Source organism: Microbulbifer maximicatervae (SeqCode), assembly GCF_052466985.1.
Window position 1 is genome coordinate 4,144,253 of sequence record NZ_CP174298.1, and the last position, 14,360, is coordinate 4,158,612.

A 14,360-nucleotide genomic window follows, 5' to 3' on the forward strand; every position below is an offset into this window, starting at 1 on the left:
TAAGGTTTGTACTCTTTTCCTTGATCCTTTCAGAGGAGACCTAGTGAACAGCTTAGCTGTCTCCTGGGTAAGGACTGGGGTGTCGAGCTGATGAAGTCATTCTAGATCTAGATTGCATCGCTAGAAACACTATAATCTTTGAATCTTTATCAAAAATATATTGAAAATATGCAGCTTGAAGACTTGAGGGTCATTATTAAAGTGGCCGAGTTTCGCAGTATCACTGCAGCCGCCGCCAGTCTCGACTTACGCACTGCAACTGCCAGCGCAGCGATCAAGCGTGTGGAGAGCGCGCTGGGAGCGGACTTGTTTATTCGCACTACGCGGCAATTGCGGCTATCCAGTGCTGGGGAAAGGTTTATTCCCAAATGTGAGGAGGCCCTCCTGACTTTGGACCTCGCCCGGCAAAATCTCAAGGAAGACAGCGGTCAGATAGATGGCGAGCTTCGCATAGGTGCATCCTCGGACCTGGGAAGGAACCTCGTAACTCCTTGGTTAGATCAATTGTTGCAGGAGCACCCGGGGCTGAGTCTAAGAGTGAATATCAGTGATAGCCAAGTAGACTTTTACCGGGATCCTGTGGATATCGCGTTGCGCTACGGCCCCCCAGCGGATGCCAACCTGTATGGTTTTAAGATTTGTGACGTGCCCCGTTTATTGTGTGCAACCCCGGCCTACTTACAGGAAAAGGGTTCCCCGAAAACACCGGAGGATCTCTCCGCACATAATGGCCTTTTTTATCAGCTTCACGAGATTGTGCACAATAATTGGGAATTTTTTCGGGGCGAAGAGATATACAAGATACGTATGTCTGGGAACAGGTCGTCAAATGACGGTGACCTGGTGCGACGTTGGTGTACCTCTGGCTATGGACTTGCCATTAAGTCATGTCTGGATATGTCTGCGGATTTACTTTCCGGTCAGGTAGTGGCCACCATGCGAGACTATAAACCCAAGGCGACGGAGCTATGGTTGGTATCTCCGGGGAGGCAGTCAATAACACCGACGGTACGATTAGTGCGCGACACTTTGAGAGAACGGTGTTCGGGGGTTTTAAAGCAGCTGCTCGCTGAGGGATTACTCTCTGAGAGCGATTTCAGTACGGGGGTGGATATATCTTGAGTCCCAAATAGTTTCTTAACCCTGTGGCTATCTATAAAAACTCTCAACAGGTTTTTCTCGGTTCTGGCAAAGGAAAGGGGAGCTTTGCTCCCCTTTCTTATTTAAGCCCTAGTTAATCCGAATGGGATCAGGAGCCGGAGCAGCCGTAGGTATCCAGGTAGTCATAGGCTGCTTTTGCCTGGACGAGGCCGTAGCCGTAAGCATTATCTCTTCCCGCATCACCGAGATCTTCCGCTGTGGCTGTAAGGGCGTTGCGGATCTCCGTATTGCTACAGTTGGGGAAGTGGCTCCATACCAATGCGGCAACACCGGCAACGTGTGGGGTAGCCATGGAAGTGCCATTGAAATATTCGTAGCTTGTAGCCTCATTTTCCAAATCTACGCTGGCACTCAGCTGCGTGAGTAGAGTTGCACCATCAGTGTCAGAAATACCAACCGAGGGAATAGTGGTTACAGTATCGCTCAGGGTTGCGCTGGAGAGTAATCCCTCTTCATTGTTGTAAATAATCGCTCCGATACCACCACCGGACTCACAATTTAAAACTTTCTCCGCAAAGCTGATATTGCCTCGCGCAATCAGGCAAATCTTACCTGCCGCACTGGTGCAAGCGGATTCAGCCGTACCACAGTCTTCCATTGAACCGGTGATTGCACCAGCTGGGGTGCCTGATATTGGGGCTGATTCGATGTCAACACTGCCGACGGTTAAGCTAGAGATTCTGCCAGTGTCGGTGGGAACAGAAGATAGAACCTGTACTCCGGGGGCGGAAAGTTCTACCTGGTCAGTCTGCTGAGAGGAGGACCAGATAGCTTTATCGCTATCGATAGCACCGACGGATACAACAGAGGAGTATGAGGCTGGGTAGGAGTGCGCAGTGTTACCGTCGTTTCCGGCTGCCGCGATGGACAGGATTCCCTGGCGATTTAGATTGTTAAAGGTTCGTCTTTCGAGGAAGTTGGCACTTTCACCGCCCAGACTCATATTGATGATGTTGGCACCATTGTCGGCACAAACCTCTGCGGCTGCCATTAGGGAGGAGGAGTAGGCCCAGCCGTCGCCATCAAACACTTTTACAATATGCAGGTTAATATTACTGCTGGGCATCACGCCAACGACACCGGTACCATTATTCATCGCAGCGATAGTGCCGGCTACATGGGTGCCGTGACCGCTTTGATCTTCATACCAGTTACCTGCGCCGCTTGGGTCACTGGTACCAGTGACGGCGTTTCCGGACAAATCTTCGTGAACCAGATCGTAGCCGGAATCAATAATACAGACTGTGCGGTTGCCGGCCTGAGTATCACCTAGTTGATCTGCCTGCACCATGGTGATCCCGTAGGGGGTTTCCTGGGACATCGGATACCGCTTAACGTCTTCTTCAATAAAAGCAACATCCGGGTTCGAGCGCATTTCTTTTAGGGTTGTTGCAGACATATGTGCTGCCATCGCATTCTGGCGGCGTATTTCAATAGCCTGTCTTCCGCCTCTCTTCTTCATAAAAGACTTAACGGATTCGCCTTTTCCCTGCTTGAAAGTCACGATATAACGCTTGTCCTCAGCAGTGGCGTTGCCGGTCACGGCGAGCGCTAAAATGCTGGCTGCAAATACAGACAAGGATTTATTCATTGGATGCTCCTGAAGATTTCTATGTTTATTGTTGCTTTTGTCGACGTTCTAATTTCAAGTTTTTTGGTTGTTGATATTTACTTGAGCGTCGAAGAGGGGAATTTATCAGGCTTTTCTTGTCGTATGAATAATTATTTTTTAACTGCTGTTGTTTTTGTTTTCTTATTGAGTTTATATTTTGTTTTATTTATATCTTTTTAAGGATGTTTTTAATTTTTTTATATGTGGTCGCAGCTTTTATTTTTTGTTTGCTAGGTTTTTAGGTTGTTTCTATTTCTGGGGGAACTATTAGGGTTTTAACGTTGAAACTCTGAGTATCATCTTGATACCTAATGATGGAAATTGTGAGTTGGAGCAAAGAATTCTAGTTTGAATGCAGCATGTCAATTATTATTGACTAGGTGGGTAGCATTAAGGTGTGTTTCTATTTTTCATTGGTATCCATCCGTTTGGAACGATAGAAGGCGGCCAGTCATGCATGAGAGTACAGGCTGGCCGCTATCGCTAGCTTTTATCCCTCTTCGGTCGAAGTTTCGCCAGGTAAATCCTTATCTACTTTGAGCTCGGTAACTGATCCTATACCAAGTTTACCAATTTTATCTTTTATCTTGGTTTTGTCTCCAACGATAATCCAGGTAAATTGATCAACCTTTAAAGTATCTCGAGCAAGTGAATGGATCGAAGGTAGATCGACATTGCGAACTTCATTTGCATAACCTTCCATATAATTCAAAGGTCGATCGTAGGTAACCATTCCAGAAATAGCTCCTGATACAGCTCGAACTGTTTCAAAACGGCCGGGCAACTCATTGATTCGCTTGTCTTTAATTTTCTGCAGCTCGTCTTCTTTTGCTGGAGAATCGCCGACATAGGCTTGGAGTTCTTTATAAAGCTCTTTTAAAGATTCACTGGTCTTGTCCGTTTGAACTGGTGCATAGACTAAGAGCGGTTGCTGTCCTTTGGCCCCAGTCATAAATGAATAGGCTCCATAAGCCCAGTGCTTATCCTCCCGCAAATTCATATTAATTCGTGCGGTAAAAGTGCCTCCAAATATATCATTCATCATATGTAAGGCTTCTCGCTGTGGCACCGTTTCCGACGGAGCCAGGAGACCGCCAATAATTATGCTCTGTTCAGCCCCCGGTTTATCAATTAGATAAATTCTGGTTTTTTCTGGGTGCGCAACCTGTTGTAGATTCTTTGTAGGTAACGGCTCTTCGGGTGCTTTCCAATCCGCAAAGTGCTGCTCTAATTTTTTTGTCAGATCACCCATGCTGATATCTCCGACTGCAACCAGAGTGGCATTATCGGGGCGCATCCAGGTTTTGTGGTAATTTACCAGATCTTCACGGTTCAGGGAGCTGATAGAGCTTTCTGTTCCCGAACCGGTGAGAGGAACTGCATAAGCATGTCCTTCACCATATAAAAGAGGTGGCAGATTCCGCAAAGCCATGTTTACCGGCTGGGTTTTTTCCTGCTGGATTCCTGCTATCCACCGAGCACGTTTCCGCTCAATCTCTTCATCGGAATAGGCTGGATGCATTACGATATCGGCAAACAAGGATATGGAGCTATCGAGATTGTTTTTTAATGCGTTGAGCCGTACAGAAGAAGTATCAATGTTCGAACCAGCCGAGATTCTGGCCCCTAACATTTCTGCTTTGGCATCAATCTCTAAGGCGCTTAATTTTGTAGTCCCTTCCTTTAGCATGGACATGGCATAGCTAGAGGTTCCCAATTTAGCACCCTGGTCTGCAGCGTAACCGGCATCAAACATAAGGCGAATATCGACTACTGGCGCAGAGTCGCGTTGGGCAAGTATCACTTTTAGACCGTTAGAGAGTTTCGTGGTCTGTAATTCTGGAAATGGGATGCTGGGGAATTCACCGGTATCGGGTAATTTAGACCTATCTGCACCAGTCTCGGAAGTAGTGTATTTGGGGAAAGGGTGTACTTCCAGATTATAATCACCACTGGAAAGCCATTTTACTGCGGCTTCTTTTACCTTTTGAGGGCTGGTGTTTTGCATTTTGGTTAACGCTTCCAGGTAAGCGTTGGGATTGTCGAGGTAGAGTTCACCCCGAGCCAAAATTACGCCCTTACCGCCCCAGCCACCTACCTGCTCGAGGTTGCGTGCTTGGGATGCATAGTGACTCATATTAACCCTTGCAAGTTCCTCTTTGCTTGGCCCTTCCTTGAGAAAACGTTGTAGTTCTTCCTCAATGGCGGCCTCTACTGTTGCGAGTTCAACCCCGGGCTTTACATCGGCAACAATAGGGAAGATGGAAGACAATTCAAATTCATGCAGCCCAATATTAACTTTGGTAGCGATTTGATCTTCGTATACGAGGCGCTGGTAGAGCCGGGAGTTTTTTCCATCCCCCAAAACTGCTGCTGCCAAAGCAATAGCTCCAGCATCGTCGTGAGCTAGATTAGGGGTATTCCAGACTTTATAAAGACGCGATTGAGCAACTTGATCAAACATCTGCTCACGGCTGGACTGATCTCGCTTGGCAATCCACGCTTTTTTCTTGATAAGAGGAGGGCCGGAGGGAATGTCGCCAAAAAAATGGGCTGCTTTTTCTTTTGCTGTTTCTACATCAATATCACCGGCAAGTACTAGTACGGTATTAGCTGCGCCGTAATACTGTTTAAACCACTCGTGAACATCTTCAAGAGAAGCTGCATTCAGGTCTTCCATTGAGCCGATGGTGGTCCAGGAGTAGGGATGCCCAGCTGGATAAATTGCTTTCTGCATCCGCTCCCATACTTTCCCATAGGGCTGGTTCTGGCCCTGGCGCTTCTCATTCTGCACAACGCCACGTTGCTCATCGAGTTTTTCCTGAGTAATTGCGCCCAATAGATGACCCATTCGGTCAGACTCCATCCATAGAGCCATGTCTAAGGCGTTGGTGGGTACTGTTTCGAAGTAATTTGTACGATCCAGCCAGGTGGTACCATTCATACCAGTTGCACCAGCTAGTTCAAACGGTTTAAAAAACTCGTCATTATAGTTTTCTGAACCATTGAACATCAGGTGCTCAAACAAATGCGCAAACCCTGTTCTTCCAGGCTTTTCATCTTTTGAGCCAACGTGGTACCAAACGCCCACGGAAACAATAGGAGCCTTGCGATCCTCATGGACGATTACACGCAGGCCATTGGGCAGAGTAAATTTCTCATAACCTATTTTTAGGGACTCAAACTTATTTTCTAAATTCTCGGAGGCAAACAGATCTTTCTTGGCCTCGGGGTTTTTATTATTTTGGGGAGCGTCACTGCAAGCTGAGAGCGCTATAGCGAGCGCTAATGGAATGCTGTACTTCCGTACTGTTTTCATAATGGTTTCCTTGTCCCTTTTTCCTTCAGGAGAGAATTATCGTTCCATGGCTTTAATTTTTTATAGTTCTAAACTGGCATCAGGTGATTTTCTTTGCACTCTCTTTAAGTTAGATTGGGAGCGCCAAACCAGCATTAGTAAACCCTGCATTGATATAAGCAGAGAAAAACTGCCAGAAAGTCTGATAATAAATGGCTGGCTTGGGGCTTAGCAAATTTAAGTTGTACTTTTTTGGGCGTACGACTCAGTAAGCTTGGCGTATGATTTCAATACCCGGAAGGATTGCTCGATTCCAGGCAGCGTCAACTTCTGGCGAATATTCCTCGTCGTGCTGCCTAATGGTGGCGAGTAGGGCGTCGAGCCAGAGGCGATACCATTCTGGGCGGATATTATAGCCGTTGCGATCGTGACTTTTACCCAAAGCGCGCAGCTTGGTGTCTGGCATGCCGCGTGAATAAAGCACCAGCTGCATAATGCCGTTACGCAAAAGATGGCGCTGGGCTTTCATATCTGTATTGGCAAAGAGCTGACGGATGTCTGTAGAACTTCCCATAAAACGATCATAAAAATCCACAAAAAACTGTTCTTTATTGCAACAGCGTCCATAGCTTTGAAAAACGATATCACTATCCGTTGGTTGCATCGTTTTGGTTACCTCTTATGTTGGCCACCCTCAGTTTTACTTTTAAGTGGCCTCTGTGACTAATATGCATTTGGAAGGGGGGCGGCGATTCTAGCGATCGAATTTAGAAGCGGGAAGTACAATTTGGCTGTGCCTGCTTGTTATCTGGCGTAATTAATTAGTAACTCTCTGTGTGTGAATGGCTGATTCACGGCTGATACTCTGAGTTCTACAGGGCTTTATTTACATTGTCTGGTGTCGATTGCTACTTGAATCGCAATTACATGGCCTTTTATTTATTTAACTGGCTTAGGTAGTCCTTTGGAGGTTGGAGGATTGATCCTGAAAGCATTGTCATTAGTTGGCGTTAGGTGTCAATTCTACTTGAAGTGACTACTCGCTAACTTCCTGGGCGAACAGCTATCAACTAAGGTCGCTTTTGGCTTGATGACCCCTAAGACAGTATCAGGTGCGCTAATCATGCGTAGATTGGCTGATATAACAACGTATTCCCCTGTTTTTAATATCGGCATCAATAGGCTCCAGTTGATATAATCGCCGCCCACATTTTTCAGTTAATCGAAGTAGAAGAGGATTGGCTAATGGCGGTCAAACTGATGGCAGATCTCGATCTCGCTGGTAAGCGCTTACTTATCCGTGAGGACCTGAATGTACCGGTTAAGGACGGTCGTGTAACTTCCGATGCACGTATTCGCGCGGCACTACCGACGATAAAAGCCGCCATCGAAGCCGGGGCTAAAGTGCTGTTGATGTCCCATCTGGGGCGCCCTACAGAGGGGGAGTACGCGGAAGAATTCTCCCTGGCCCCGGTCGCCGCACACCTGGGTGAGCTGTTGGGCCGTGATGTGGCGCTGGTCAAAGAGTGGCGCGATGGCGTTGAGCTGGCCGATGGGGAAGTTGCCCTGCTGGAAAATGTACGTTTCAACAGTGGTGAAAAGAAGGACGATGAGTCTCTAGCAAAGGCCTATGCCCAGTTGTGCGATATCTTCGTGATGGATGCCTTTGGTACTGCCCACCGGGCCCAGGCTTCCACCCATGGTGTGGCTAAATTTGCACCGGTTGCTTGCGCCGGCCCTCTGTTGGCTGCTGAGCTGGACGCATTGGAGAAAGCCCTGGCTGAACCGGCGCGCCCGCTGGTTGCTATTGTTGGTGGTTCCAAAGTTTCTACAAAATTGACGGTACTCGAAAGCCTGGCTGACAAAGTCGATCAGCTGATTGTTGGTGGTGGTATTGCCAATACCTTCCTGGCAGCCAGCGGCAAGCCAGTGGGCAAGTCCCTTTGCGAGCACGATCTGGTAGATACCGCCAAGGCCCTGATGCAGAAGTGTGATATCCCTGTGCCAACTGATGTAGTCACAGGTAAAGAATTCAGTGAATCCGCTGCAGCAGAAACCAAAAGTGCCGATGCTGTGGTTGAAGACGATATGATTTTTGATATCGGTCCGAAATCCTCCGAGCAACTGGAAGAAATTCTCAGCAGTGCGAAAACCATTATCTGGAATGGTCCTGTAGGTGTGTTTGAATTTGACCAGTTTGGTGGCGGTACCGAGCACCTCTCTAAAGCCATTGCCGAGAGCGCAGCGTTTTCTATAGCTGGTGGCGGCGACACCCTGGCAGCTGTGGATAAGTATGGCATTGCCGACATGGTTTCCTATATCTCCACGGGTGGCGGTGCCTTCCTTGAATATGTTGAAGGTAAGAAGCTTCCAGCGGTCGCTATACTGGAAAGCCGCGCACAAGACTAAATAACGAAAAATAAGGCCTGTCGCAATTTGCAGGCAGGTCATAAAAGCAAAAATACAAATACTACGAGTAGACGAGAAAGGAATTAATTATGGCTCTTATCAGCCTGCGCCAAATGTTGGACCATGCCGCAGAGCATGGCTACGGTGTACCTGCATTTAATGTAAACAATCTAGAGCAGATGCGTGCGATTATGGAAGCGGCCAAAGAGACCGATTCTCCAGTAATCGTTCAAGCCTCTGCGGGCGCCCGCAAGTACGCCGGCGCTCCCTTCCTGCGCCACCTTATTCTTGCCGCTATTGAGGAGTTCCCTGAGATCCCGGTAGTTATGCACCAGGATCACGGCACCAGCCCCGCCGTTTGCCAGCGCTCTATCCAACTGGGCTTTAGCTCAGTGATGATGGATGGTTCCCTTGAGGAAGACGGCAAGACCCCGGCTTCTTACGAGTACAACGTAGATGTCACTAAGCGCGCGGTAGATATGGCCCACGCCTGTGGTGTTTCTGTTGAAGGTGAGCTGGGCTGCCTGGGTTCCCTGGAAACCGGTATGGCGGGAGAGGAAGATGGTGTTGGCGCTGAGGGCAAGTTGTCCCACGATCAGCTGCTGACCGATCCGGAAGAGGCCGCTGACTTCGTACAGAAAACCAAGGTGGATGCCCTGGCAATTGCCTGTGGTACCAGCCACGGTGCTTACAAGTTTACTCGTCCGCCCACAGGGGATATCCTGGCCATCGACCGTATCAAAGAGATTCACGCTCGTATTCCAGGCACCCACCTGGTAATGCACGGTTCCTCTTCTGTACCCCAGGAGTGGCTGGCTGTAATCAATGAGTTTGGTGGTGAGATCCCGGAAACCTACGGCGTTCCTGTTGAGCAGATCTGTGAAGGTATCAAGTACGGTGTACGCAAGGTCAATATCGATACCGACCTGCGTTTGGCCTCGACTGGTGCCACACGTCGCTTCCTGGCTCAGAACTCATCTGAGTTTGACCCGCGTAAGTTCTACAAAGCCGCTATGCAAGCGATGAAGGAAATCTGTATCGCTCGTTATGAGGCGTTTGGCACAGCTGGTAATGCCAGCAAGATTCGTCCTGTTAGCCTCGATGTTATGAGCGAACGCTACGCTGCTGGTGAGCTGGAGCCGCAAATCAAGTAACGGTCATCCACTGTTGCGAAGAGGTGGGCTCTATGCCCACCTTTTTTCTTTTCAGGTTGTCTTTCCCGCTACGATATCACTACCCCTACCGCCAAAATGCAGTACCATTGCACTAATGGATACTTTGCAAGACCTCAGCACCTACGATAGTAGCCCGGTAATAAAGCGACCGGACTACTCTGCATTGCGTCAGAAGTTGCCTGAACTGGATTTTGGCGCTGACGAAACCCCTCTGTGCAAAGAGCTGCGGGATTATCGTAATTTTTACGATTTGCATTTTCCCCGAGCCTATAAGACCGGAGTCGGCACTTTTAAAGTTGCCGGATTTGAACTGGTTTCACAGTATTGGATGGTCGAGAATCCCAAGGGCACCTTGTTTATTTGCCATGGCTATTTTGATCATACGGGTATTTATGGTCCGGCAATCCGCTTTGGCCTGGAGCGGGACCTCAATGTAGTGATTTTTGATTTCCCCGGACATGGTTTATCCAGTGGTGAGCGTGTAGCTATCCATACTTTCCTGCAATACCGCCAGGCGTTTGATGGACTGTTGGAAGTTGCGCGAAATAAGTTGCCCGGGCCTTGGCATGCAATGGGCCAGAGCACCGGTGGCGCTGCACTACTGGCCCATCTGCAATACAGCCGCTGGCAGCCACTGGATAAGGTCTTTTTGTTGGCTCCCTTGGTAAGGCCGTCAAACTGGGCTTGGCTAAATCGCTGGAAATATTATGTGGGCCGTCTGTTTATCCGCGAACCCGGCCGGGCCTTTACGATTAATACCCACGATGTGGAGTTTTCTCGACGTCAGGCACTCAGGGACCCCCTTCAATCTCAATCAATCTCTATGAGCTGGCTCAGGGCGATGGTGGATTGGTTGCAGACATTTCCCCGCACGGCACGCAACCCACGCCCGATCCTTTTGGTTCAGGGAACGGATGATAAAACCGTTGATTGGCGTTATGGTCTTCATGCTGTTCGGAATCGTTTTCCCAATTGCCACCGGGTATTGATACGCGGCGCTCGGCACCAGATGATTAACGAAACCCAACCTTATCGCCATCAAATATTAGCGGCGATGGATGAGTGGTTAACCAAATAGGCTGTGAGCGATAACTTGTATCGCTCAACTCGCAGAGTTTTAACTTGCACTTTTCACTCGGAAAGCCTTAGCGAATCTACTTAGTTAGAAGAAATGAACACTCTGTAAATTTCCACTATAAGGTCGAAGGCGTCATCCATGCCTTATACGGCGGTGCCCAAGTACAATATGTTCTTTCCTTCTCCTTTGGTCAGAAACTCTATTAATGCTCTTCATGTGGCCAGTGCCAAGCCAGCCAAATAATAGCTAATTTGAGAATAATCTCGATAAATCCCAGATAGAAGTAGAAATACCAGGTGGACATTAAAAATGTTACAAATAAGAAAATAATGAAAACTGAGGATATAACTATATTTATCCAGCGAGAGACAGATGGATTAAGTAATAAAGTAAGGGCAACCATAATGCAGGGGAGTGACACGATGATTGATACAGCAAGTAGTGACTCTTGTGTGACCGCTCCAAATGGCCCGAACCCCTCAATTATTCTATCTATTTTTCCTGTCTTAAATAGCCCAAAGAAATCCCCATAGATGTAAAGTAGTACTACTGAAGCCCATAGCCCGGCTATTTTAATCTTAACATCTATATGATTGTCAGTGAGCTTGGTCGATGTGCTCTTTAAGTTGTCTTTATCGTTCATGACATTTTCTCGATCTTACTGGTAGATAACTTTTGATTTGATTCGGTAATAGTTGGTGGGGTTCTAACGCCCATAATTAGTAACCATAGACAGGTTCCGATCTCCCCTAGAGAGGCGGGTACTCTAATAAAAGCGGGGATTTGATATTCAGGGAAAAGTATATTTGCGCAGAATCTTACTAAATAGCTAAGGCATCCTACCATTAATAGTATGCCCAGTATTTTTGGTAGTAAGTTTGATTTGTAGACCAGGTATCCGAAAGGAAGTAACCATAATCCCCAGAGTACCTGGATGATTTGGATTCCGTTACTATACGATTTTAATAACAATAATACCTGAGTATAAATTTGTTCTTTTTCAAAAGTTAGGAGATATTCTGCTCCGCTAATAAGTGTGAGAGCATCAACTTTGTTAACTATATTGAGTAGAGTAAATGGAATGCTGATGAGGACAAAAATAACCATTAACAACGCACATTCTCTATTTACAGATTCAAATGTGCGATATAAAGCTAGTGGTAGTATTGAAAACAGTATGTAGAGAAGTATCCCGCCTAAAATTCCTATTCTATATAGAAATTCATATTCCAGGAAATTTTGCGCTGTTAAAGATGCATTTTCCCACGCTGTGGGAATTTGAGAAGGCACGTATACTAAAGAAAATATTCCCAGCAATATAACAAGTAAATAAATAAGCCCAGAAAGTCTGGCATATTCTTTTTGAGTCATTTTATATCCTTGTAAAATCAAATTGACAGATAGAGAGCCAAAAGTTGGTTGGGTCCTAGTCGCTGTAGCTATATAAAGGGTGCTACGGTGAACTTCCAACCACGGTAATCAGCTAGAATTTCATAAGAAGAATATGGTCAGCAAAGACGTGCTTATGGTGTTGTTCTGTTGTGAATAGAGGTAAAGCTTCTGTATCTCTAGCGGTACTACGATTATTGGGTGTGGGGTACTAGCTATTGACGCCATGGTGGTCTCTTTAGAGTCACTGTATGCAAAGAAACCTATTGGAATATTGAGTTGTGCGCTACCCAGCTAGGCATAGGCTGCGGAAAGCGTGGTTTGAAGTGCGGAATAGTGAGATAAGTGATTTGGGATGGTATGGCCATCCAGAAGATTTTTGAGCCGCCAACTGTATGCGGCTCACACTGTTTAGCCTGCTGTTAATCGGGTTGTTGACTGGCTTTCTTGGATTCGGAGGGACTCGGTGTGGAGGCTGGCTTCTTGCGGGGTTTATCACTTTTCTCCGAAGTCTGTTTTGCACTTGTGGGAACTCTGTTAGTAGGGTATTCAACCTTACAGGTACCCTGTCCATTGTCCGATAGCACAATTTCATCCAGGTCATCCATTACCCGAATTGGGCCCGAATAGAATTTACGCATTCCCTTAATAAAGCCGATCTTGTCAGCTTCAGTAACGGGGGGTGGTATTAGGTGTGTTAAGGCAATCGATTTTACTCCCGCTTTGGTTGCCATCTTGGCAATGTCCAGAGTATTGGAATGGTAGTGGATAATTTGATTTGCCTTCTCATATCGCAAACGAGCGCGACGGTTATCCCCGGTTTGCTTCAGCTTGCTGATGTATTGGGCATAGCTGAGAGCCTCAGAAATCAGTAGATCGGCATCCCGTTCAATTGGCTCTAGCGCATCGAAAACATGGGTATCACCAGTAATGATGACTTTACAGGGGCCAAAACGTATCTCGTAACCAAATGCGGGAAAAACCGGTTCGTGATGTACGGCAAACACAGAGACATAAGTATCCCTGTGGTGCCACACATCTTGTACGACCTCGCTTTGATCCCCGGCAATATTCACTAGGTGGGGAGTGGCGACCGCTAGGACTGGATCGAGAATTCCCTGCCTATTTGCCGATCGAAAAAGGATGTCCGGCCCAAAACTCTTGTTAATTCCATCCAAAATGCGATGGATGCCGTAGGGTCCGTAGACATTAATAGGCGAGTCGGCACCAACAAACCAGGACTCGTTGATCACCATGGCCAAACCACCAAAGTGATCCGAGTGCCAGTGGGTAATAAAAATGGGGTCCAGCTGGGCGAGATTAAGGCCGAGCTGGCCAATTCTTGCTGTAGCTCCTTCGCCGGCATCGACGAGGAATAGTTTCCCACTGCTGCGAATAGCAACACAGGCGGGATGGCGCAAGTATTGATAGGCCGGATCTGGCGTGCCAGTTCCACAAAAGTAGATGTGCATTTTGCCATCATTTTCCACATAAGGTGGGTAACGCTTCAGAGATTCAGGCTGCTCGGCCAGGCTTGAAATCGCGAAAAACACCCCGAGGGCAAGAGTGGCAAATATATCAACGATCAGTCGCATGGTTTTATAGATTCCAGTCAGTACGGAAAATATATACCAAGGATATGCAGACATTTTTAAACGTACAAAAAGATGATTAAAAATTTTGGTCAAGTCTGTAGATGACGTGGACTCAGGCCTTGTAAAGGATCAGGATTTAGGCTGCTATTAACTTAGTTTGTCATCAGGATTTTTATAGACGGTGGTTGGCTGTCCTTCCAGGCCCGAGTAAAAGAGAATAATAGTTACCGGAGTATCACCATCATTGCGCCCATAATGCCATTTATCGGTAACTTCGATAAATGCCTTACCCGCCCCCAGAGTAAGCGTTTCCTTCTGTCCTGGAAGTACAATGGTTAAAGTGCCCTCTGCTACATAGACACCATTTAGCACTGGATGCTTGTGTACGGGCATCTGTTCGCCCACCGGAATAGTAACGCTAACAATCGTTAATTCCGGTTGCCCCGGTTTCATTTTTGGTAGGGAATGTCCTTCCCAGTCCTTTGTAGAGGAAACTAGTGTTTCAAACTTTACGTCGTTGGTTTTGTCCTGGCCAAATATATTTTCCGAGATAAATGCAAGTGTCAGAATGGCAAGGAAAAGGAGGTGGCGGCTCATTGAACTTTCCGGCAATCTTATGGAGATTTATGTAATTCTCGTTCAA

The 14,360-nt window shown here is 47.1% G+C and carries 11 protein-coding genes; 4 read left to right on the plus strand and 7 right to left on the minus strand.

Translation table 11 applies throughout. The features are described from left to right. The first annotated feature begins 168 nt into the window (after positions 1–168). On the plus strand, positions 169–1,122 hold the full coding sequence (locus ACJJI3_RS18360) for a LysR family transcriptional regulator (protein ID WP_444915272.1): 954 nt from the start codon (positions 169–171) through the stop codon (positions 1,120–1,122). Between the two features lie 127 nt (positions 1,123–1,249). Here ACJJI3_RS18360 and ACJJI3_RS18365 read toward each other — a convergent pair whose 3' ends face one another. The 3 genes from ACJJI3_RS18365 to ACJJI3_RS18375 form a co-directional block, all read right to left on the minus strand. Next, entirely contained in the window at positions 1,250–2,752 is a 1,503-nt protein-coding gene (locus tag ACJJI3_RS18365) for a S8 family serine peptidase (protein WP_444915273.1), read from the minus strand. 511 nt (positions 2,753–3,263) lie between these two features. Further along, positions 3,264–6,092: a M16 family metallopeptidase gene (locus ACJJI3_RS18370; RefSeq protein ID WP_444940498.1), complete on the minus strand. Its 2,829-nt coding sequence runs from the start codon at positions 6,090–6,092 to the stop codon at positions 3,264–3,266. Positions 6,093–6,336: 244 nt separating this feature from the next. After that, the gene (locus tag ACJJI3_RS18375) at positions 6,337–6,735 is read right to left on the minus strand and encodes a globin (RefSeq protein WP_413663658.1); all 399 of its coding nucleotides are present in this window, start codon (positions 6,733–6,735) and stop codon (positions 6,337–6,339) included. A 581-nt stretch (positions 6,736–7,316) separates the two neighbouring features. Between ACJJI3_RS18375 and ACJJI3_RS18380 the strand changes: the two genes are divergently transcribed. The 3 genes from ACJJI3_RS18380 (at position 7,317) to ACJJI3_RS18390 (ending at position 10,733) form a co-directional block, all read left to right on the plus strand. Then, positions 7,317–8,480 (plus strand): phosphoglycerate kinase, encoded by a 1,164-nt coding sequence (locus ACJJI3_RS18380; protein ID WP_444940499.1) that lies wholly within the window; start codon positions 7,317–7,319, stop codon positions 8,478–8,480. Between the two features lie 89 nt (positions 8,481–8,569). Continuing rightward, positions 8,570–9,634, plus strand: a complete 1,065-nt coding sequence (gene fba / locus ACJJI3_RS18385) for a class II fructose-bisphosphate aldolase (protein WP_444940500.1) — start codon at positions 8,570–8,572, stop codon at positions 9,632–9,634. A gap of 115 nt (positions 9,635–9,749) precedes the next feature. Next, a complete protein-coding gene (locus ACJJI3_RS18390) occupies positions 9,750–10,733 on the plus strand; it encodes an alpha/beta hydrolase (RefSeq protein ID WP_444940501.1) in 984 nt (327 codons plus the stop codon). A 202-nt stretch (positions 10,734–10,935) separates the two neighbouring features. Here the strand turns inward: ACJJI3_RS18390 and ACJJI3_RS18395 are convergent, their stop codons facing one another. The 4 genes from ACJJI3_RS18395 to ACJJI3_RS18410 all read right to left on the minus strand — a co-directional run bounded on the left by ACJJI3_RS18395 (position 10,936) and on the right by ACJJI3_RS18410 (position 14,314). Next, complete coding sequence (locus ACJJI3_RS18395; RefSeq protein ID WP_444940502.1) at positions 10,936–11,376, minus strand: DUF6326 family protein; 441 nt, start codon at positions 11,374–11,376, stop codon at positions 10,936–10,938. After that, positions 11,373–12,104, minus strand: a complete 732-nt coding sequence (locus ACJJI3_RS18400; RefSeq protein ID WP_444940503.1) for a DUF4386 domain-containing protein — start codon at positions 12,102–12,104, stop codon at positions 11,373–11,375. The genes ACJJI3_RS18395 and ACJJI3_RS18400 overlap by 4 nt, the downstream gene beginning before the upstream one ends. 440 nt (positions 12,105–12,544) lie before the next feature. Continuing rightward, positions 12,545–13,717 (minus strand): MBL fold metallo-hydrolase, encoded by a 1,173-nt coding sequence (locus tag ACJJI3_RS18405; RefSeq protein WP_444940504.1) that lies wholly within the window; start codon positions 13,715–13,717, stop codon positions 12,545–12,547. A gap of 147 nt (positions 13,718–13,864) precedes the next feature. Beyond that, the gene (locus ACJJI3_RS18410; protein WP_444940505.1) at positions 13,865–14,314 is read right to left on the minus strand and encodes a cupin domain-containing protein; all 450 of its coding nucleotides are present in this window, start codon (positions 14,312–14,314) and stop codon (positions 13,865–13,867) included. Positions 14,315–14,360: the final 46 nt, after the last annotated feature.